Annotated in this window: 21 protein-coding genes; 16 read left to right on the top strand and 5 right to left on the bottom strand. The window is 67.8% G+C overall.

Annotated elements, in window-relative coordinates; all coding sequences use genetic code 11:
- Positions 1–133: 133 nt before the first annotated feature.
- Both xrtV and epsI read left to right on the top strand, forming a co-directional pair.
- The gene (xrtV, locus tag FHS97_RS10325; protein ID WP_184036836.1) at positions 134–1,060 is read left to right on the top strand and encodes an exosortase V; all 927 of its coding nucleotides are present in this window, start codon (positions 134–136) and stop codon (positions 1,058–1,060) included.
- Positions 1,047–1,748 (top strand): exosortase-associated protein EpsI, V-type, encoded by a 702-nt coding sequence (gene epsI, locus FHS97_RS10320; RefSeq protein WP_184036831.1) that lies wholly within the window; start codon positions 1,047–1,049, stop codon positions 1,746–1,748. Before xrtV ends, epsI begins: the two co-directional genes overlap by 14 nt.
- Before the next feature lie 19 nt (positions 1,749–1,767).
- Here the strand turns inward: epsI and FHS97_RS10315 are convergent, their stop codons facing one another.
- Positions 1,768–2,016, bottom strand: a complete 249-nt coding sequence (locus FHS97_RS10315) for an XrtV sorting system accessory protein (protein ID WP_184036828.1) — start codon at positions 2,014–2,016, stop codon at positions 1,768–1,770.
- A gap of 93 nt (positions 2,017–2,109) precedes the next feature.
- Between FHS97_RS10315 and FHS97_RS10310 the strand changes: the two genes are divergently transcribed.
- Together FHS97_RS10310 and FHS97_RS10305 are read left to right on the top strand one after the other, a co-directional pair.
- Complete coding sequence (locus FHS97_RS10310) at positions 2,110–2,961, top strand: SurA N-terminal domain-containing protein (RefSeq protein ID WP_184036825.1); 852 nt, start codon at positions 2,110–2,112, stop codon at positions 2,959–2,961.
- 98 nt (positions 2,962–3,059) lie between these two features.
- On the top strand, positions 3,060–4,142 hold the full coding sequence (locus FHS97_RS10305) for a DUF5694 domain-containing protein (protein ID WP_246346607.1): 1,083 nt from the start codon (positions 3,060–3,062) through the stop codon (positions 4,140–4,142).
- Between the two features lie 36 nt (positions 4,143–4,178).
- Here the strand turns inward: FHS97_RS10305 and FHS97_RS10300 are convergent, their stop codons facing one another.
- The 4 genes from FHS97_RS10300 to FHS97_RS10285 are packed head-to-tail and all read right to left on the bottom strand — an operon-like array spanning position 4,179 to position 8,255.
- Positions 4,179–4,979 carry a CpsD/CapB family tyrosine-protein kinase gene (locus tag FHS97_RS10300; RefSeq protein ID WP_184036818.1) on the bottom strand — a complete coding sequence of 267 codons (801 nt, stop codon included), beginning with the start codon at positions 4,977–4,979 and terminating at the stop codon, positions 4,179–4,181.
- Entirely contained in the window at positions 4,979–6,454 is a 1,476-nt protein-coding gene (locus FHS97_RS10295) for a Wzz/FepE/Etk N-terminal domain-containing protein (protein ID WP_184036815.1), read from the bottom strand. The genes FHS97_RS10300 and FHS97_RS10295 overlap by 1 nt, the downstream gene beginning before the upstream one ends.
- The gene (locus tag FHS97_RS10290) at positions 6,451–7,659 is read right to left on the bottom strand and encodes a hypothetical protein (RefSeq protein ID WP_184036813.1); all 1,209 of its coding nucleotides are present in this window, start codon (positions 7,657–7,659) and stop codon (positions 6,451–6,453) included. Before FHS97_RS10290 ends, FHS97_RS10295 begins: the two co-directional genes overlap by 4 nt.
- Before the next feature lie 14 nt (positions 7,660–7,673).
- Complete coding sequence (locus FHS97_RS10285) at positions 7,674–8,255, bottom strand: polysaccharide biosynthesis/export family protein (protein WP_246346588.1); 582 nt, start codon at positions 8,253–8,255, stop codon at positions 7,674–7,676.
- 244 nt (positions 8,256–8,499) lie between these two features.
- Here FHS97_RS10285 and FHS97_RS10280 point away from each other — a divergent pair, with 244 nt between their 5' ends.
- From FHS97_RS10280 to FHS97_RS10225, 12 genes are all read left to right on the top strand, one after another.
- Positions 8,500–9,915 carry a tetratricopeptide repeat protein gene (locus FHS97_RS10280; RefSeq protein ID WP_184036810.1) on the top strand — a complete coding sequence of 472 codons (1,416 nt, stop codon included), beginning with the start codon at positions 8,500–8,502 and terminating at the stop codon, positions 9,913–9,915.
- Positions 9,916–9,956: 41 nt separating this feature from the next.
- Positions 9,957–11,396, top strand: coding sequence for an undecaprenyl-phosphate glucose phosphotransferase (locus FHS97_RS10275; protein WP_343053426.1), 1,440 nt, complete (start codon positions 9,957–9,959; stop codon positions 11,394–11,396).
- A 13-nt stretch (positions 11,397–11,409) separates the two neighbouring features.
- Positions 11,410–12,165: a WecB/TagA/CpsF family glycosyltransferase gene (locus tag FHS97_RS10270; protein WP_343053425.1), complete on the top strand. Its 756-nt coding sequence runs from the start codon at positions 11,410–11,412 to the stop codon at positions 12,163–12,165.
- A gap of 35 nt (positions 12,166–12,200) precedes the next feature.
- Positions 12,201–12,719, top strand: coding sequence for a hypothetical protein (locus tag FHS97_RS10265; protein ID WP_184036789.1), 519 nt, complete (start codon positions 12,201–12,203; stop codon positions 12,717–12,719).
- 349 nt (positions 12,720–13,068) lie between these two features.
- Positions 13,069–13,602 carry an FxDxF family PEP-CTERM protein gene (locus FHS97_RS10260; protein WP_184036786.1) on the top strand — a complete coding sequence of 178 codons (534 nt, stop codon included), beginning with the start codon at positions 13,069–13,071 and terminating at the stop codon, positions 13,600–13,602.
- Positions 13,603–13,772: 170 nt separating this feature from the next.
- On the top strand, positions 13,773–14,729 hold the full coding sequence (locus FHS97_RS10255; RefSeq protein ID WP_184036783.1) for a beta-1,6-N-acetylglucosaminyltransferase: 957 nt from the start codon (positions 13,773–13,775) through the stop codon (positions 14,727–14,729).
- 15 nt (positions 14,730–14,744) lie between these two features.
- Positions 14,745–15,515 carry a metallophosphoesterase gene (locus FHS97_RS10250; protein ID WP_184036779.1) on the top strand — a complete coding sequence of 257 codons (771 nt, stop codon included), beginning with the start codon at positions 14,745–14,747 and terminating at the stop codon, positions 15,513–15,515.
- 43 nt (positions 15,516–15,558) lie between these two features.
- Entirely contained in the window at positions 15,559–16,026 is a 468-nt protein-coding gene (locus tag FHS97_RS10245; RefSeq protein WP_184036776.1) for a dihydrofolate reductase, read from the top strand.
- A gap of 24 nt (positions 16,027–16,050) precedes the next feature.
- Complete coding sequence (locus FHS97_RS10240; protein ID WP_184036772.1) at positions 16,051–16,977, top strand: bifunctional riboflavin kinase/FAD synthetase; 927 nt, start codon at positions 16,051–16,053, stop codon at positions 16,975–16,977.
- Between the two features lie 24 nt (positions 16,978–17,001).
- Complete coding sequence (ileS, locus tag FHS97_RS10235; protein ID WP_184036769.1) at positions 17,002–19,875, top strand: isoleucine--tRNA ligase; 2,874 nt, start codon at positions 17,002–17,004, stop codon at positions 19,873–19,875.
- Positions 19,872–20,375: a signal peptidase II gene (gene lspA, locus FHS97_RS10230; RefSeq protein ID WP_343053424.1), complete on the top strand. Its 504-nt coding sequence runs from the start codon at positions 19,872–19,874 to the stop codon at positions 20,373–20,375. The genes ileS and lspA overlap by 4 nt, the downstream gene beginning before the upstream one ends.
- A complete protein-coding gene (locus FHS97_RS10225) occupies positions 20,368–20,853 on the top strand; it encodes a DUF3035 domain-containing protein (protein WP_184036764.1) in 486 nt (161 codons plus the stop codon). The genes lspA and FHS97_RS10225 overlap by 8 nt, the downstream gene beginning before the upstream one ends.
- The last annotated feature ends 2 nt before the right edge of the window (positions 20,854–20,855 follow it).

The following is a 20,855-nucleotide window of genomic DNA, read 5'->3' as shown; positions in this document are numbered from 1 at the left end:
CCGCGACGGGAGGCGACGTCATGGCCGCCACGTCGCGTCGGTTGCAGCAAGGGGGCGGAATGTCTAGAAGGAGCAGGCCGGAAGGGGCGCCGGTGCCAGCCAGGATTGTGCCCGCGCGTCGGAAGCAGACAAGGTGAACAACGAAGCCGTCGGAACATGGGAGGCTGCGGACCGCAAGCCGTCGCGACGCCGCGCCGCGCCATTGCGGTGGCCGAAGCTGTCGGCGTCCGCCTGGCTGCTGATCGCCGGGATCGTCGCGCTCGGCATTCCCACCATGCTCACCGTCGCGCGCGTCAGCTGGTCCACCGAGCAGGGCGGGCATGGTCCGCTGGTGCTGGCGACCGGGCTGTGGCTGATGTGGCGCGAGGTGCCGGGGGCGCTGCGGCTGCGCGAGGCCGGCAATGCGTGGCTCGGTGGCGGGTTCGTCGCCTTGTGCCTGCTCGCTTATCTGTTCGCGCATATCACCGGCATCATCGAGGTCGAGGCCTTCGCCTTCTACGGCGCGCTGCTGGGGACCGGCTATCTGCTGTTCGGCGGGCCGGTGCTGCGCGAATTGTGGTTCCCGCTCTTCTATCTCGGCTTCGTCTTCCCGCCGCCCGATCAGGCGGTGGCGATCATCACCCAGCCGATCAAGATCGCGATCTCCGAACAGGCGGTGAACCTGCTCTATGCGCTCGGTTATCCGATCGGCAGCTCGGGCGTGTCGATTCAGATCGCGCAATATGACCTGCTGGTCGCGGCGGCCTGCGCGGGGCTGAACTCGATCATCAGCCTGACCGCCATCTGCTTGTTCTACATTTACGTCCGGCACCACGCCAACTGGCGCTACAGCGCGCTGTTGATGCTGACGATCATCCCGATCGCGGTGTTCGCCAATTTCGTCCGCGTGATCCTGTTGATCCTCATCACTTATTATTTCGGCGACGCCGCCGCTCAGGGCTTCGCGCACGATTTCGCGGGGCTGGTGATGTTCCTGATCTCGGTGCTGACGATCTTCGCGATCGACGGGCTGGCCGCGCCGCTGCGCCGCGCTTTGGGGAATGGCCATGACGACGACTGATCACGCGCACGACGCGCCCGTGCTGAGCCGGCGCCAGGCGATCCTCGGCGGTGCATTCCTGGTGACCGCCGGCACCGCGATCGCGCGCGTGCCGCACCACAACATCGACCTGTTGGGCGATCGCAAGATCGACAAGCTGATCCCGCAGAGGATCGGCGCGTGGGAATTCTATTCAAAGAGCGGGCTGGTCGTGCCGCCCGCCGATCAGCTCAAGGACGCGCTCTATTCGCAGCTCATGACGCGCGTCTATGTCGCGGCCGATGAGCTGCCGGTGATGCTGCTGATCGCGCAGAGCGGCGGGCAGACCGGTGTGTTGCAGGTGCACCGGCCGGAATATTGCTATCCCGCCGGCGGCTTCACGCTGGTGGGGCGCGACGTGCTGCCGGTCGCGCTGCCGGGCAGCCGGCTGGAGGCGACCGCGATCACCGCGACGGCCGACGACCGCACCGAGCAATTGCTCTACTGGACGCGGGTCGGCGAGGACATGCCGCTCACCTGGGTGCGGCAGCGCTGGTCGGTGGCGCGCGCCAATCTGAAGGGCGACGTGCCCGACGCGGTGCTGGTGCGCGTGTCGGCGCTGACCGCCGATCGCGAGGCGGGAATGGCGACGCTGACGCGTTTCGTGCAGGCGATGTTCGCCTCCGTCCCGCCCGACGTGCGGCGCTTCCTCGACATCGACGCGCGCTGAAAAGCGCCGCGCCGCGCGGTCAGGACCGGCGCGGCAGCTCGATCGGCTTGAGCACCAGCAGGATGAAGACGAGATTGGCGACGATCAGCAGGCTGGCCAGCAGGTCATGCCCGCCATTGCCAAGATAGTTGGCGAGCGCGCACATCGCGGCGCCGGCGAGATAGGCGATCATCGAATCCTGATGATCGTCCGCCATCGAACGCTGCAGGAACAGCACGACGAGGCCGGCGAAAATGGCCAGGGTGACCCAATCGTAAACCGTTTCCATGCAAGGTTCCCAATTACCGCCAAGAGGCACTACAGGATTTGTCCGGCGGGTGCTAGTAACGCTGCAATACCGAAGTGACACAGGGGGAATCAGATGTTTAAGCGTGGTTCATTGCTGGCCGTGACCGCCCTGGCGCTCGTCACCGCGGCCTGCGATCGCAAGCCGACCGGGCAAAGCGTCGCCGTGGTCAACGGCGAGGAGATTTCGGCCGGCGAGCTGAACGGCGAGTTGCAGATGGCCAACGTTCCGCCGAGCGCCGACCAGAAGCTGGCGCGTCAGCAACTGCTGCAGGGGCTGATCGACCGTCGCCTGCTCGCGCAGGCCGCGCGCAAGAACGGCGTCGACAAGTCGCCGGAGTTCCTGAGCCGTCAGCGCCGCCTGACCGACGAGCTGCTGATCGCGATGAACGCCGAGCGGCAGGCCGGCAGCCAGAAGCTGCCCGATCAGGCCGCGGTCGATGCCTTCATCGCGCAGAACCCGTATCAGTTCGGCCAGCGCCAGATCCTCGCGCTCCAGCAGATCGCGATCGAGGCGCCGTCCGATCCCAAGGCGCTGGCACCGCTGGCGGATGCGCATTCGCTCGACGCGGTGGCGGCGACGCTGACGCGGCTGAAGATCCCGTTCACGCGCACCAGCGGGCGCCTCGATACGGCCAGCGTGCCGGCCGACGCGCTGAAGCGCATCTTCGCGCTGCCCGCGACCGAGCCGTTCGTGCTGCCCGCCAATGGCAAGCTCTACGCCAACGTCATCGTCGGGCGTGAGCCGGTGCAGATGTCGCAGGACGACATGCGCAAGGCGGCGATGGCGGCGCTGCGTCAGCAGAACACCCGCAACGGGCTGGCGGCCGACGTGAAGCAGCTGCGCTCGACTGCGAAGATCGAATATCAGCCGGGCTATGCGCCGGTCGCGAATGCGACCCCGGCGGCGGGCGCGGCGAAGAAGTAAGCGGAACCGGGCCGGCAGCGATGCCGGCCCGTCTTCATGGCGGCTTGCCGCCATGCGTATGATCTGCATAATACACCTTGGATAATCCGGGGGACATGATGCGGATCGTGACGAGACTGACGCGCGGGATCACCGCGCTGGTGGCGGGCAGCGTCCCGATCGCTGCGGCGGCGCAGGATTATGCCCCGACCTTCCACCCGGAGCGGCGCAAGGGCCCGCCGCCCGGTCCGCTCAACCAGGTGCTGGTGCTCGGCACCACGCATCTCTCCTCGTTTCGGACGCTGCGCCGCGAGGCGCTCGTGCCGTTGCTCGACCGGCTCGCGACATGGCGGCCGGAGGTGATCGCGACCGAGGATCTGTCGGGGCTGCAATGCGATTCGCTGCGGCGCTACCCGTCGCGCTATGCCGACAGCGTCGAGACCTATTGTCCCGATCCCGCGGCATGGGGAAAGGCTTTGGGGCTCGACGTGCCGGCGGCCAATGCGGCGGCGGAGCAGATGCTCGCGACATGGCCGGCCACGCCGACCGCGGCGCAACGGCGACGGCTGGCGGCGCTGTTCCTTGCGGCGGGCGAGCCCGCTTCGGCTGCGGTGCAATGGCGGCGGTTGCCGGAGGACGAACGGCGCGCCGGGGACGGACTGGATGCCGCGATGCTCGCCGAACTCGCGCGGCGGTGGGCGCGGCCCGGCGAGACCGAATGGATCGGGGTCGCGCTGGCGGTGCGGCTCGGGCTGGAGCGGATTTACGGCGTCGACGATCACAGCGCCGACGCACCGGATGCACCCGGCTTCGGGGAGGTGATCGCGCGGGCGTGGGATAACCCCGCCGTGCGCGAGCGACAGGCGTTCACCGATCCGCTGGAAAAAGGCGTGGCACAGCCCGGCGGCGTGATGGCGCTGTACCGCGCGTACAATTCACCGCGGGCGCAGGAGCTTGCCTATCGCAGCGATTTCGGGGCGACCTTCCTCGAACCGTCCGCGCAGCGTTTCGGGCGCATGTATCTGGGCTATTGGGAGACGCGCAATCTGCGGATGGTCGCCAATATCCGCGACGTGCTGGGGCGGCAACCGGGCAAACGGCTGCTGGCGATCGTCGGCGCGTCGCACAAGGGCTATTACGAGGCCTATCTGAACCAGATGCACGACGTGCGGCTGGTCGACGCCGAGCAGGTGCTGCGATGAGCGGGGCGGGCGTCGCGCGGACGCCCGCCGACCGGCCTATTTGTTGTAATAGTCGCTATAGCCCGCGCCATAGCCATAGCCGTAATTGTCGGTCAGCAACCCGCCGTCGAAGCGGTTGAGCACGACGCCCGCGCACGGCGCCTGATCGAGGACGTGCAGCGCGTCCTGGATCTGCTTGCGCGTGGTGCGGCCTTCCTCGACGATCAGGATGAACGCATCGAGCTTGGTCGTCACGATCGTCGCATCGTCATTGGCGAACACCGGCGGCAGGTCGCACAGGAAGATGCTGTGCGTCGGGCGCGCACGCATCGCGGCGACCATCGCGTCCATCCGCGGCGACGACAGCAATTCGGCCGAGCGCGCCGGGGCGTTATCGGTCGGCAGGATCACCAGCCGCTCGCCCTCGGGGTGGACCGCGATGTCGCCGAGCGCGGGGATCGTGCCTTCGAGGAAATCGCGCATCCCGCGCTCGACGGTCAGCCCGAAATTGGCCGCGATCGATCCCCGGCGCAGGTCGAGGTCGACCAGCGTCGTGTCGATGCCGGGCGTGCGCGACAGCGCCGCCGAAAGATTGGTCGCGATGAACGACTTGCCCACCGCCGGGGTCGCCGAAACGATCCCGAACAGCCGCCAGCCCTTGTTCCGGTGCAGCTTGAGCAGCCGCGAGCGCAGCAGGTTGAACGGACGCGAGCGCACGTCGCGGCTGTCGAACCCGTAAATGCCGCGCTGCTTCGCCAGCGCAGCCGACCAGGCGAATTGCTGCGCCTCCTGCAAGGTCGGCAGCGGGGTTTCGGGGCGCAGGTCGCTGGCGATCTTGGTCATCACATTCTCGGTCATCACAGCGCCCCCTGCGGTTCGGCGTCGGCGCGCCGCCGCCGGCGCAGCGCCGGCAGGCGGAAGAAACCACGGCGCTTTTTCGCACCGGGCGGCAGGTCGGCGACGAAGGTCGGCACCAGCGCCAGCGGCTCCAGTCCCAGGCTCTGGATCTGCCCGACGCCGCGGATCGGGCGCAGCAGGAATTCGAGCACCAGCGCCAGCACCACGCCGAGCCCGAGACCACCCGCGATCCCGCCGCCGATCAGCAGCAGACGGTTCGGCGACACCGGCTTGTCGGGCGCGGAGGGCGGGTCGATCACCGACAGGCGCTCGCCCTTCTGCTCCTGCGCCATGCGCGCCGAATTCTGCGCGCGCAGCACGTTGCCCGACACCTCGCGAAGCTGGTCGCGCAGCGTCGTGGCGCGGGCCTCGAGCTGCGATACCTGTTCCTGCAACACCGGCGCGCGCGATTGCGCGGCCATCCCGGCCGCGGCACGGGCCTCGTCAGACGCGCGATATTGCTGGAGCTGGCCGATCTGCGCGTTGTTTGCCTGGATCTGGCTCTGGATCAGCGCGCTGTCCGAGCTGCCCCCCTGCGAGGCGGCGATTTCCTTGGCCTGTTGCAGCCGCGCCTTGGCGCGCACCACGTCCGGGTGGCTTTCCGCAAACACCGCACGCGCCGCGACCAGCGCCGATTCGGCCTGCTGGACCATCGGGTCCTTGCCGCCGCTGCGCTGGACCTGCGCCATCAACTGCCGGTTCTCGCCCTGCAACTGTGCGATCTGCGCGCTGTAGCTGCCGGTATTGGCGGGCATCACCATCCCGCCGCTGGCCAGCGTGCTGCCGTTGCGCGCCTTGATCGCGGTGATCTGGCCCTCGATCTGGTTGATCTGATCGGTCAGCTTGCGCGACTGATCCTGAAGGAAGTCGACCGTATTGTTCGCCTGCGCCGCCATGGTGGTGGCGTCGATCTCGAGGAAGCGGCTGACGAAGCTCTGCATCACCGCCTGCGCCTTGGCAGGATCGGCGTAATCGTAGCTCATCGTGAAAGCGATCGTATTGGTGCCGCCCTGTTGCGCGCCGCCGCCGATGTCGCCGCTGACCGCTCCGAGCTTGGTCGCTTCCTGCATCTGCGTCACGATCGACGACAGCGGCTTGGACCGACGCTCCTGCTCGTAGAGGTTGTTCTGCTCGATCAGCGCGATCAGATCGCCACGGCTGAGCACCTGCTCACGGATCTTGGCGATCCGCTGGTCGATGATCGAGTTGATCGGCGAGGTGACGAGCGTCGAGGGCAGTTCCTGCGATTCGACGAGCAGCGTCGCGCTGGACCGATAGATGCGCGGCAGCGCGAAGGCGGTCACGATCCCCGCGACCGACAGCAGCACGAACGGCACGATCACGAACCATTTGCGCTCCCACAGGATTCGCGGGATGTAGTTGATGAACCCGCCGCCGGCGGCGGGCTGGTCGTCGTTGTCTACGCTGTCACTCACCGGATGTCGCCCAGTCTGGTTCGCAGGAAAAGCCGGAATGTCACGTCGGACGGACTGCCGAAGCCGCGCCCGTTGGCGTGGCGGTAGCCCACCGACGCACCGGCGAAGATGCGGCGCGTGAAGCTGCGCTCATAGCTGGCCTGTCCGCTCACGAAGTCGGTCCGCGGCGCCTGCAGGGTGGTGTTGGAGGTGGTGTTCAGCCGCGAATATTCGATCGACGCCCGCACGACGTCGAACTCGCGCAGCTGATAGGAATAATCGGCCGCCGCCCCGTAACGCCGCGACACGTCGCCAAGCCCGGTCGGCTGCGCGTCGCTATAGGCGCGCAGGCATTGCACCGAGCGGCCGCCGTCGCGGCAGCCGTTGAAATTGGCCGACAGGCCGGTGGCGGTGACGGTGCCGGCCGGCGTGGTGGACGAGACGAAGACCGCCCCGAGACCGCCCGAGAGGTTCACCCGCGGGCTGAGCTGGTAGGTCAGCGTCCCCTGCGGCGCGTAAGTGTGGCCCGAATAGCCGGGATTGTCATAGTCGATCCACGTTCCCGACCCTTGCGCGCCGACGCTCAGCCGCTCCGACAGCGAACGGCTGTAGCCGATCGTGGCGGCGGCGGTCCGAGAAGAGAGCAGGAAGGCGTTGCCGCCGTCACCATAGCTGACGCGGTTGATGCTGACCTGCCCGGTGACGGTGTCCCGCGTGCTGAGGCGATAGTCGGCACCGAACGCCGCGGCGACCGCATTCTGGCGCTGGTTGAGCCCGATCAGCGAGATGTCCGGCGTGCCGAGATCGGGGCCGGGGATCGGATTGGGATTGACGGCGCCGACGAGACCCAGACCATTCTGCCCGATGATCGAACTGTCGTAGGAGACGTCCGCGCGCAGATTGAGCCGGGCGCTCATCGCGCGGCGCGCGAGCGCGCTGAAGCCATAGGCCTCCGCCGCGCTGTAGCGCGTCAGATAGTCGCTGCGGCGATAGCGCGCGACCAGCGACGCCTGGTTGCGTTCGTCGACGAAGCTGAGTTGCGGGGTGATCGCCAGCTCGGTCGAGGCCGCGCCCTCACCGCCGTCACGGACCAGAAACGGGTTGGTCGAATAGGCGCCGCCCGCGGTCACGTCGACCGCGACGCGCGTTTCCTGCGCGACCGCGGGCGCGAGCGGCAGCGCGACGGTCGTGGAGGCGAGCAGCAGCGCGGCGGCGCCGCGCGTCATGCTTTTGCCCGACATCACGGAACGATGACCGTGTCGCCGCCGCGCACCAGCGGCAGCGTCTCGTTGGTGACGTCGGCCACCTGTCCCTTCAGGATGTCGCTCAGCCGGACGCGGATCGCCTGTGCGCCGGTCGCGGTCTTGCGGATGATGACGACGTTGCTGAGCTGCGCAAACTCGGCGGGGCCGCCGGCGAAGCTGAGCGCCTCCAGCACGTTGACGTAGCGACCGGGGTTGAACGAGCCGGGGCTGCGCACCTTGCCGAGCACCGAGAATTGCAGGCCGGCGGGCGTCTTCACCGACACCGTGACCTGCGGCACCGCGGTGCGATACTGCGATTCCAGGCCTTTGGTGATGCGCGCTTCGATCTCGCCCGGCAGCGCGTTGAGCGCGTCGACCTTGCCGACCAGCGGGAAGGAGAAGGTGCCGTCGGGCAGCACGCGCTCGGTCCGTTGCAGCCGCTCCTCACCCCAGACGAAGATCTCGAGTTCGTCGCCGGGGTTGATGCGATACGGAACCAGCGCGCCGGGTGCGGCAGCAGCGCGCGCCGAGGCGGCGGCGGGCTGTTGCGCCAGCGCCGGCGTCGCCTGGAGCAGCAACAGCCCGATGCCGCAAAAAAAGCTTGGTCTTCATGTCGTTCCCCCATGCCGACGTGCCGGCGCCCGCGACGCTGCCGTGCACATGGCCGCTTCCATCGTTTGCCAGCCCGTCCCTTATCGGGTAAAGCGCTGACCGTCAGGTGCCTTACAGCATTTTCCTTACGAAGTACGTACGAGATTGTTGGGGATGGGCAGCATTCTTGTGCGGGGGGCATCGGTGAAGCGGACCCCGGTTCGACGGGCAATGAAAAGGCGGGCGATCGTCGCGGCGGCGATGGCGTTGACGCTGCTGGCCGGTTGCCGTTCGCGCGAGGAACGCGCGGCCAAATTCGCCGCGGTCTACGAGGCCGCGATGGCCAACAACGATCCCGTTATGGCACGACTGGCGATGCAGCAGGCGGTCGGCTTCGACGACTCGAACCCCGACTACTGGCAGCAGCTCGGCGGAGTCGAACTGGCGCTGGGCGACTATTCGGGGGCGTTCAACGCCTATCTGCGCGCCAACGAGCTGGACCATAGCCGCCCGGTGGTGTTGCAGGCGCTGGCCGATCTGGCGGTGATCGGCGGCCATGCCGAGGATGCGCAGCGTTATGCCAAGCAGGTGCTGCTGCTGCGCCCCGACGACCCCGCACCGCAAACGACGCTCGGCTTCGTCGCGCTGCGCAACCGCGATTATGATTCCGCGCTCAAACATGCCGATGCGGTGCTGGCGACGCGGGTCGACGATACCAATGCCACGATCCTGAAGGCGCGCGCGCTCGCCGGGCTGGGCAAGCCCGACGCCGCGCTGACGCTGTTGCGCGATTTCGTCACCGGCCATCCCAGCGACGCGACCGCGCTCGACGCGCTCGGCGACATGTCCGGACGGTTCGGCAATCTCGCCGGGCAGAAGGAAGCGCAAAGCCGCGAGCTGGCGATGCGCCCCAAGGACGTGGCGCTGCGCGTCAACTACGCGCGCACGCTTTACCGGCTCGGCGAGCGCGCGGCGGCGCACGAGCTGACCTATGCGCTGGCGAGCGGCGGAGGGCATGAGGGGCGGCTGATCGACATCCTCGGACTCTGGCTCCAGTACGAGCCGCGCGACGCGGCGGTGGCGGAGGTGCGGCAACTGGCGACGCAGGCATCGACCGCCGACAAGATGCGCTATGCCTATTTCCTGATGCTGGCGGGGCAGGCGGGCGAGGCGGAGGCGTTGGTCGCGCCGCTGGTGTCGCTGCCGGTCACCGCCGCCAACGCCGCGCCGCTGGCATTGCTGGCACAGGCGCAGGCGATGCAGGGGCGCGATGCCGAGGCGCTCAAGCTGCTAGACGCGGTGCTGGCGTTCGACGAGGGAAATATCATGGCGCTGCGCGCGCGCACCGATCTCTACCTGCGCACCGGGCGCGGGCGGCAGGCGGTGTTCGATGCGCAACGGCTGGTCGCCAGCAAGCCGCGCTCGGCCGACGATCGCGTGCGGCTCGCACGCGCCTATGCCCTCGCCGGACAGCCGCAACTGGCCGAGAACACCTATCGCGCCGGTATCCAGGCGATCGGAGGCGCGGACCCGGCGCTGTTCGACGGGCTGCGCGCGTTCCTCGTCAAGGCCGGGCGTTCGGACGAACTCGCGGATCTTCAGCAGCAATTTGTTGAGCAAAAGCGGTTAGCGCGGGCGCAATGGTAGCGCGGGGCGGCAACGACCCGAGGGAGTCGGGACGGCAACAGGTGGCGGGTTCGCGAACGGTGCAGGGACGACGCTTCACGTCGAACGTCATCCCCTCGATGGTGGTGGCGGTCGACCTGCTGTGCCTGCTCGTCAGCGCGCCGGTCGCGGTGATCCTCTATACCGTGATCGCTCAGCAGACGGTGGTGCCGGGGGTGCATACCGCGGCGGGCTTCATCGCGGGGGTCGCCTTTTTCCTGATCCGCCAGTCGCGCGGCGTCTACAGCCACTCGTTCGTGATCCTGCAATCCGGCGACACCGCGGTGGCGGTCGATTATCTGATGTCGGCGCTGCTCAGCAGCGCGATCGTCTGGCAATTCGGGCTGGTGGACGAATTTTCGCGCGGGCTGACGCTCGCGTATGTCGGTTCGGTGGTCGCGCTGCTGTTCGTCAGCCGCTTCGTGCTGCGCGCCGCGCTACGCCGGCTCGCCACGAACGGGCGGATCCGGCAGCGCGTCGTCCTGTACGGTGCGGATAAGGAGACGCTGACCCGCACCTGCCGGATGCTCGATCTGCAGGCGCTGCCGCAATTGCTGCTGGTCGGGGTGGCCGACGATTACAACCGCGACGCCGCGCCGGTGGTGGTGGACGACCTGCCGTTCATCGGCGGCTTTCCCGAACTGCTCGCGATGGCGCGCGACGGCGAGGTCGACCAGGTGCTGATCGCGCTGTCCGACATGACGCGCGAGCGGATCGAGCTCATCATCGAGAAGCTCAGCGAAGTGGCGGTCGACGTGTCGCTGATCCCGCGCGAGGCGATCGCGCTGGCGCCCGACTATCGGGTGAATTTCGTCGGGCAGATTCCGGTCCTGACGCTATGGCAGCGCCAGATGCGCGACGGCAATACGATCGTGAAGGACGTCGAGGATTTCATTATCGCGACGCTGGCGCTGGTGTTCCTGTCACCCTTGCTGCTGGTGACCGCCGCGGCGATCAAGCTGACCAGCCGCGGTCCGGTGATCTTCAAGCAGCCGCGCTTCGGGTTTAACAACCGCGAGATCATGGTCTGGAAATTCCGGTCGATGTACACCGACCGGCAGGACGTGAGCGGCGCGGCGCGCACCACCAAGGGCGATCCGCGCGTCACGCCGGTCGGGCGGGTGATCCGCAAGCTGAGCATCGACGAACTGCCGCAGATCTGGAACGTGCTGCGCGGCGAGATGTCGATCGTGGGCCCGCGCCCGCACGCCACGCACATGAAGGTCGGCGACCATTATTATTTCGACGCGGTGCGCGGCTATGCGGCGCGGCACCGCGTCAAGCCGGGGATCACCGGGCTGGCGCAGGTGCGCGGGCTGCGCGGCGAGATCCAGACGATCGATCGCGCCAAGCGCCGCGTCGAGCTGGACCGGTATTACATCGACAATTGGTCGCTGATGCTCGACCTGCGCATCATGGTCGAGACGGTCGTCAATCTGGCGTTCGACAAAAATGCCTATTGAGCCCGCCCCAGCCGTGCGCCGCCCGTTCATCGGCATCGACTTCGATCCGCTCGACACCGACGCCGCGGCGGCATGGCTGGCGCGGATCACGCCCGCGACCCCGTTCAGCTACGTCGTGACCCCGAACGTCGACCATCTCGTCCGGCTGGAGGCGCTCGGCGAGCGGGCGCCGCTCGGGCGCGAATTGTGGCAGGCCTATCGCGGCGCGGCGCTGACGCTGTGCGACAGCCGGGTGCTGGCGCGGCTCGCGCGCTTCTACGGTATCGCGCTGCCGCTCGCGCCGGGTAGCGACCTGACGGTGCGGCTGTTCGACGAGGTGGCGCAGCCGGGTGACCGGATCGCGATCATCGGCGGCGACGCCGCGCTGCTGGCGGCGCTGCGCGCGCGGTTCCCCGCGCTCGACCTCGTCCAGCATGTGCCGCCGATGGGCATGCTGCGCGACCCCACGGCGCTGGCGGCGGCGACGGCGTTCGGGCGCGATTCCGGCGCGCGCTTCCTTCTTCTGGCGGTCGGGTCGCCGCAGCAGGAGGTGCTCGCCGCGCGGATCGCTGCCGATGGCGGCGCGCACGGCTGCGCACTGTGCATCGGGGCGTCGCTCGACTTCATCACCGGGCGCCAACGCCGCGCGCCGCTGGCGGTGCAGAAGCTCGGCCTGGAATGGGCGCACCGCCTTGCGTCACAGCCCGGACGGCTGTGGCGGCGCTATCTGGTCGACGGACCGCGGATCTTCCGACTCGCGCACCGCTGGCACCGCGGTCAGCGGCGGTGAACCCGCGGTGGTCGCCGGGGATCGGTGATCCCAGCGTGATCGGCTGGGTAACGGTCGCGCTTTATCTGATCGCCGCGGCGATCTGCGCGGCGGTGGCGAGTCGCGAACGACGGCAGGCACGTGACGGATGGCGCTTCTGGGCGGGGGTCGCGCTTGCGATGCTGGCGCTGGGCATCAACAAGCAGCTCGACCTCCAGTCGCTGTTCACGCAGGTGATGCGCGACATGTCGCTACGGCTCGGTTGGTTCGCGGAGCGCCGCGTCCTTCAGCTAGCGTTCATCCTGGCCGTCGCCGCCGGTGGACTAATATTGGCCATGATAGCCATGCGCCGCTTGCCCGTGCTGCAACGCAACATGCGGCTTGCCGCTCTGGGTGTTTGCTTGGTCTATACTTACGTCATCATCCGTGCAGCTTCGTTTCATCACATCGACCGCTTCATCAACTCGGCGATACTGGGCGCGCGCTGGAACTGGGTTCTGGAAATCGGTGGGATCGGGATCGTGGCCGTGGGCGCGCTGCGCGTGCTTCTCGCCCGTGACCGCGCGCGGGTTTGAGCCGGAAATCCCTTGTCAAACCCGCCCTCCGGCGCGTTCGGCATTTTTGTTGTCCCATCTGACCCTTACGTCCCAAAAGTGGACTGCGACGCCGATGTTGCGACGCATCCAAAGCGAGTAGAAGCCGGTTTATCGGGTCGTATCGCTTGGTGTCGCCTTTCGGGCAGTGCAAAAGCAGCACAGCGCAAGGAAAGCGGGTCCCGATAAAAAGATGATGGTTTTCGCTTCGTTAAGGTGCGATACATCGAATCATCAGGTGGCCGGTAAAAACGGTTCACTACCGCCTGATCGGGCGGGTCGCGTGAGTGGTACGGACGGACGTCAACAGGGTGCAAGGGGAGTTTCGAGCATGAAGAAGATTTTCGCGGCCGCAATCGTCGCGGCAACGTTTGCAGTGTCGGCGCCGGCGATGGCAGCTGACATCTCGCTGACCGAGAGCAATGGCACGTACACCGGCGCGTTCGCGTCGCCCGCCAAGAGCGGTTCGTTCACCGACAGCTACACCTTCGAAGTCCCGACCTCGGGCTTCGTCGGCGCCAGCCTCATCACGCTGGCGTTCAACATCCCGGGCATGAACCCGATGGTGAACTTCGTTCTCGACAAGGTCACGCTGAACGGTACCGACCTGACGCTGACCACGTCGGGCCTGTACAACTACAAGGCTGAGTCGCTGGCGCCGATCGCGTCGCAGACCAACCCGCAGACGCTGGTCGTCTCGGGCACCGTCACCGGCGGCAGCGCGACCTACAGCGGCAACGTCGCGTTCCGCGCGGCACCGGCCGTGCCGGAGCCGGGCACCTGGGCGCTGATGATCCTGGGCTTCGGCGTCGTCGGTTACGCGATGCGTCGCCGTCCGTCGGTCCGCTTCGCGCAGGCGATCTGATCACGGCATCGCCGTCGGCGCACCGGCGCCGCGGCGATGACGAAAGGAAAGGCGGCGGCGTACCCAGCGGGTGCGCCGCCGTTTTTCTGTCAGGCGCCGGCGCGGCGGCCGATCGCCCGTCGACCGCGATGGTAGGGTTACGTTAGGATGATGGCACTATTTCGCCGTTCGTGACCGGAGTCAGTCCCCTGTCGAACCATCCGACCATCGGCTTCGTGATCCTGTCGCACCGCGATCCCGCGCAATTGCTGCGGCTCGTGGGTGCGCTCAACCGGCTGTACGACGATCCGCCGATCGCCTGTCATCACGACAGCGCGCAATGTCCGATCGATAAGGGGGCATTTCCCGGCAACGTGCGCTTCGTGGAGCCGTCGATCCGCACCGGCTGGGCGAAATGGTCGGTGGTGCGCGGCTTTTTCGCGGCGCTGCGGCTGTTGTACGATCATGCCGCGCCGGACTGGTTCGTGCTGATGAGCGCGTCCGACTATCCGATCCGCCGGGCGGAGGCGGTGCGCGCCGATCTGGCAGCGCTGGGGGCGGATGCACTGATCGACTATCGTCAGATCGGCGACACGGTCGAGAGCGCCGCCGCGCGCTTCGGGCCGCGCAATCCCGAGCTGGACCAGTTCGAGTCGAACGCCAATCGCCGCCTGAAGCGCAGCCATTATGAGGGCGCGGAAATCTGGCTGCCGATGCTGCGCTTCAATGACGGCGGACGGCGGGTGCGGCCGGGACGCTTTACGATCCACCTGCCGTTCGCGACGCCGTTCCGCCCCTTCTCGCGCGACTTCCCATGTTTCTACGGCGACCATTGGTTCACCGGCAACATGCGTGTCGCGCGCTTGCTGCTCAACCCGACGCCGCAGCATTTGAAGCTGCAAAAACATCTGACGATGCGAAGCTGCCCGGACGAGTGTTACTTCCAGACCGTGCTCTGCAACGAGCCGGGGTTGAAGCTGGTGCGCGACAATCATCGTTATGCGCAGTGGAATGGCGGCGGCGCGCATCCGCAATTGCTGACCGACGCCGATCTCGACGCGATCCGCGCCTCGAACGCGCATTTCGCGCGCAAGTTCGCGCAGGGCGCGCCGGTGCTCGACCGGATCGACGCCATGCTGTTCGACTGAGCGACGCGCGCCGCAATGGGACGATTACGCCAGCTGATCGGTTGGCCGCCGGCGCGGCGCGCGGCGGTGCCGGCCGGGATGCGCGTCTATGCGGTCGGCGACGTCCATGGTCGCGCCGATCTGCTCGAACCGCTGCTCGGCTGGATCGCGGAGGATCATGCCAGGCGTGGCGGCGAGGCGGCGCTGCAGATCGTGTTCCTCGGCGACCTGATCGACCGCGGCCCGGCTTCGGCGAAGGTCATCGACTTGGTCGCCAACGCCGGCCCGGCCGGCGCGCAGCAGCATGTCCTGAGCGGCAATCATGAAGAGATGCTGCTGGCGATCCTCGCGGGCGAAACCGAGGGGGTGGCGAGCTGGCTCGACCATGGCGGGGCCGAGACGCTGGAGAGCTATGGTGTCGATCCCGCACGCTTCTGGGCCGATCCCGAGGGCCTGCCGCGGGTGATGCGCGCCGCGATCCCGTCGCGGCACCTCGCCTTGCTGCGTGCGATGCTCGATCAGGTGCGGATCGGCGATTACCTCTTCGTTCATGCCGGCATCCGTCCCGGCGTGCCGATCGAGGACCAGGCGGCGCGCGATCTCCGCTGGATCCGCAAGGACTTCCTGACCAGCACCGCCGATCACGGACCGGTGGTGGTGCATGGCCATACGATCGTCCCGAAGGTCGATCATCGCCACAATCGCATCGCGATCGACACCGGCGCATATCGCACCGGACGGCTGACCGCGCTCGGGCTGGAGGGACAAGCGCGCTGGACGCTGACCAGCCGGCTCGATCAGGCGTGATGCGCGCTTTTCTCGCCGCCCATTCGCGCCTAGCGCGGCGCGGATGATGATCTTCGTTCTCGCGCGCGCCGACAATGGCGTCATCGGCGTCGGCGGTCGGCTGCCGTGGCGGCTGCCGGAGGATCTCAGGCGCTTCAAGGCGCTGACGATGGGCACGCCGATGGTGATGGGGCGCAAGACCTTTGAAAGCTTTCCTGCGCCACTACCCGGGCGGCGGCATATCGTCCTGACGCGCGATCGAACCTGGTCCGCCGCCGGGGCGGAGGTGGCGCATGATGTCGAGGCAGCGCTGGCGCTCACGGCGAATGGTGACGTTACGGTCGTCGGTGGCGCGGAAATCTACGCGTTGCTGCTCGACCGTGCCGACCGGATCGAGCTGACCGAGGTGCATTGCACACCCGACGGCGACGCGGTGGTGCCGGCGTTCACCGGCTGGCGCGAGGTGGCGCGCGAGTCGCGACCGGCCGAGGGCGAGCGGCCGGCCTATGATTTCGTAACGCTGGTACGGTGACGGTGCAGGCGCTAAGGGCGGCCGATGCAGCGGCTTGACGGCGGCGCGGCGGTGCCTGGCGCTTTGGCGGGCGCGATCGTCGCGCTGGGCAATTTCGACGGTTTTCACCTGGGGCATCAGGCGGTCGTCGCGCGGGCGGTCGAGCGCGCGCGCGCGGAGGGGCGGCCGGCATTGGTCGCGACCTTCGATCCGCATCCGGTCCGCCACTTCCGTCCCGAGACCGCGCCCTTCCGGCTGACCACGCTCGACCAGCGCGCGCGGCTGTTCGCGGCGGCGGGGGCGGACGGCATGGTGGTGTTCCAGTTCGACGCCGCGCTTGCCGCGCTGCCCGCCGAGGTGTTCATCGCCGAGCGGCTGATCGGGGCGCTCAAGGTCGGCGGCGTGGTGACGGGGGAGGATTTCACCTTCGGGCACGCCAAGAGCGGGAATATCGCGACGCTGCGCGCGGCGGGCGATCGCGCCGGCTTTTCGGCCGAGACGGTCGGCGCGGTGCTGCTGGACGGCGAGCCGGTCTCGTCGACACGCATCCGCGCGGCGCTGCGGGGCGGCGATCCGCGCGGCGCGGCGCGGTTGCTGACGCGACCGTTCTCGATCGAGGGAATCGTCCAGCACGGCGACAAGCTGGGGCGGACGATCGGCTATCCGACCGCGAACCTCGACATGGGGCCGTATCTGCGGCCGGCGTACGGCATCTATGCGGTGCGCGGGCGGCTGGCGGACGGACGCGTGCTCAAGGGGGCGGCGAACCTGGGCGTTCGCCCCACCTTCGATCCGCCCAAGGAGCTGCTCGAACCCTATTTCTTCGACTTCGCCGGCGACCTGTACGGGCAGCTGGTCGAGGTCGAGCTGATCGAGTGGCTGCGCGCCGAGGCGAAGTTCGACAGCCTCGACGCGCTGGTCGCACAGATGAACCTGGACTGCGCCCGCGCGCGCGAGTTGCTGGCGGGCTGACCCGCCGTTAAGGCTAAGAGACACATGGCCGACGCACCCGACACCCCGCGCGACTGGCGCGACACCGTATTCCTGCCGCAGACCGGCTTCCCGATGAAGGCCGGGCTGGCGCAGAAGGAACCCGCGATCCTCGACCGCTGGAAGCGGATCGGACTCTACCAGCAGCTGCGCCAGCAGCGGCTGGGGCGCGAGCGCTTCATCCTCCACGACGGCCCGCCCTATGCCAATGGCGACATCCATATGGGTCACGCCATGAACAAGGTGCTGAAGGACGTGATCGTCCGCAGCCGCTCGCTGATGGGCTATGACGCGCCCTACGTGCCGGGCTGGGACTGCCACGGGCTGCCGATCGAGTGGAAGGTCGAGGAAGCGTATCGCGCGAAGAAGCTCGACAAGGATCAGGTGCCGGTCGCGCAGTTCCGCGCCGAATGCCGTGCCTATGCCGAGAAGTGGGTGGCGGTGCAGCGCGACGAGTTCGAGCGGCTGGGCGTGATGGGCGATTGGGACGATCCCTATCTGACCATGAAGTTCGAGGCCGAGGCGACGATCGCGGGCGAGCTGCTCAAGTTCGCCGAGAGCGGCCAGCTGTATCGCGGTGCGAAGCCGGTGATGTGGAGCCCGGTCGAGAAGACCGCGCTGGCCGAGGCCGAGGTCGAATATGAGGACGTCGTCTCGACGCAGATCGACGTCGGGTTCGAGGTGATCGACTGCCCCGAATATCCGGGGCTGGCGGGCACGCTGGCGGTGATCTGGACGACGACGCCGTGGACGATCCCGGTCAACCAGGCGCTCGCTTACGGGTCGGCGATCGATTATCTGCAATTCGAGCATGATGGGCGGCGCTATCTGGTCGCCGAGCCGCTGATGCCCGCCTTCACCAAGCGCACCGGTATTCCGATGGGCAAGATCATCGCGCTCATCAAGGGCCCGGTGCTGGAGGGCGCGACCGCGCGGCACCCGATGCACCAGCTCGGCGGCTTCTTCGCGACGCCGCGTCCATTTCTCGAGGGCGCGTTCGTCACCACGGATGCCGGTACGGGGCTGGTCCATATGGCGCCCGACCATGGCGAGGACGATTTCCTGCTGTGCAAGCAGCATGGAATCGAGCCGGTGTTCGCGGTCGATGGCGCGGGGATGTACCGTGCCGACTGGGCGTGGCTCGGCGGGCAGGGCAGCGTCATCAACAAGAAGTTCGTCAGCGCAGAAGGGCCGATCTGTTCGGACCTGCGCGCAGCGGGCGGGCTGCTGGCGGCGAGCGACGATTTCGCACACAGCTATCCGCATTCGTGGCGGTCGAAGGCGAAGGTGATCTTCCGCGCGACCCCGCAATGGTTTATCCCGATGGACAATAAGCCCTCTCCCCTGCGGGGAGAGGGTTTGGGTGAGGGGATGGAGCCTCGCAGAGAGGTCGGTCTCGGTGAGACTTCAGCCCCTCACCCAACCCTCTCCCCCGAGGGGAGAGGGCTAAATGGGGCCACGCTCCGCGAACTCGCGCTCGACGCGATCTCGCGGACGCAATGGGTGCCGACGCGCGCCGAGAACCGCATCCGCGCGATGGTCGAGGGCCGTCCCGACTGGGTTATCAGCCGCCAGCGCGCATGGGGCGTGCCGATCGCGCTCTATGTTCATCGCCAGAGCGGGCAATATCTCAACGACCCGGCGGTCAACGCGCGGATCATCACCGCCTTCCGCGAGAGTGGTGCGGATGCGTGGTACACCGCCGATCATCAGGTGCTGCTCGGCGAGCGCTACGATCTCGCCGATTACGAGCCGGTCAACGACATCCTCGACGTGTGGTTCGACTCCGGGTCGACGCACGCCTTCGTCGTCGAGGCGCGTTATGGCGAGGGCACGCGCGCGAACCTGTACGTCGAGGGCTCGGACCAGCATCGCGGCTGGTTCCAGTCGTCGCTGCTGGAGAGCTGCGGGACGCGGGGACGCGCGCCCTATGACGCGGTGCTGACGCACGGCTTCGCGCTCGACGGGCAGGGCCGCAAGATGTCCAAGTCGCTCGGCAATGTCGTCGATCCGCTCAAGGTGATCGGCGAATCGGGTGCGGACATCCTGCGACTGTGGGCGGTGTCGACCGATTATTTCGACGACGTGCGGATCGGCAAGGAAGTGCTGGCGACCTCGTCGGATGCGTATCGCAAGCTGCGCAACACCTTCCGCTATCTGCTCGGCGCGCTCGACGGCTTCAGCGATGCCGAGCGCGTGCCGGTCGCGGAGATGCCGGAGCTGGAGCGCTATATGCTCCACCTGCTCCACTCGCTCGACCGCGAGCTGAAGGACGCGGCGACGTCCTATGAATTCAACCGCTACGTTCGGCGGCTGACCGACTTCTGCAACGAGGATCTGTCGGCGTTCTTCTTCGACGTGCGCAAGGACTCGCTCTATTGCGACGCGCCGACCGACGTGAAGCGTCGGGCGTATCGCACGATGCTCGACGTGTTGTTCCATGCGCTGGTCCGCTATGCCGCGCCGGTGCTGGTCTTCACCGCCGAGGAAGTGTGGCAGGCACGCTTTCCGGCCGACGACAGTTCGGTGCACTTCCTCGAATGGCCGACCTTGCCCGACGAGGCCGGGGAGGATGTCGCGCAACGCTGGCTGAAGGTGCGGGCGTTGCGCGAGCGCGTGACCGAGGCGATCGAGCCGCTGCGCCGCGAAAAGACGGTGCGCTCGAGCCTTGAGGCGGAGGTGACGGTTCCCGAACTGCCGCTGCCGGCCGAGGCGCTGGCGGAGCTGTTTATCGTCGCGAGGGTCAGCGAGGCGGCCACGGTCGATGTGGCGCGCACCGACTATCACAAATGCGGGCGCTGCTGGCGGCATCTGCCCGAGGTCGCGATCGACGGCGACCTGTGCGGGCGTTGCGCGGCCGTGACGGGGACGGCAGCGTGATCCCGCGCGCCGGATTGCTGCTGGCCGGAATCGTCTTCGCGGTCGACCAGTTCGTCAAATGGTGGGTCACCGGGCCGCTGCGGATCGATTTCCTCGGCGCGTATCGTACGTTGCTGCCGATCTTCGACCTGCGCTTTACCAAGAACGAGGGCGTGTCGCTGGGGATGTTGCGCGCGGAGACCGACACGACGCGCTGGCTGCTGGTCGCGTTCACCGCCGCGATCGCGATCGCGGTGGCGGTGTGGATGTTCCGCGAGCGCAAGCGTGCGGATCAGCTCGCGCTCGGGCTGGTGCTGGGCGGCGCGCTCGGCAATATCGTCGACCGCGTGCGGCTGGGCTATGTGGTCGATTTCGCGGATCTGCATTTCGGCGAATGGCGGCCGTTTCTGGTGTTTAACGTCGCGGATGCCGCGATCACGATCGGCGTGCTGATTCTGCTGGTGCGCGCGCTCCTGATCCGCGAGAAGCGCGACGATGTTTCGGAGAATGTCCATGCGTAAGTCTGTGGTGGTGGTGGCCGGGATGGCGGCGCTGGGGCTGCTCGCTGGCTGCGGCAAGCGCGGCTACGACCGCGCCCGCCCCGACGAGTTCGCGGTCGCGCGGCAGGCGCCGTTGATCATCCCGCCTGATTTCGCCTTGGTCCCGCCGCAGCCGGGTGCCGCGCGGACGCAGGGCAACAACCCGCAGGCGCAGGCCGTCGAGGCGCTGTTCGGCGGACCGGCGGCGCGCAGTGCGGGCGAGGCGGGCGTGGTCGAGCAGGCCGGCGGCGCGAGCGCGTCGACGCCAGGCATCCGCTCGGGGGTCGGCGATCCGGCGACCAACGTCGTCGACAAGGGCCAGACCACCAGCGACATCGTCGCCGCACCGCAGGGCGACGGGCAGGATGCGCGCGCTTCGGTGGGTGGGGCGGCTGCGACCGTGCCTGCACAGCCTGCTCCCGCACAGCCCGCTCCCGTGCAGCCGACGCCGCAGCAATAAGT

The sequence above is a fragment of the Sphingomonas endophytica genome (assembly GCF_014199415.1).
Taxonomy (GTDB): Bacteria; Pseudomonadota; Alphaproteobacteria; order Sphingomonadales; family Sphingomonadaceae; genus Sphingomonas; species Sphingomonas endophytica.
Note: the sequence above shows the minus strand (reverse complement) of the source record. Positions and strands in the feature narration are given on the sequence as shown.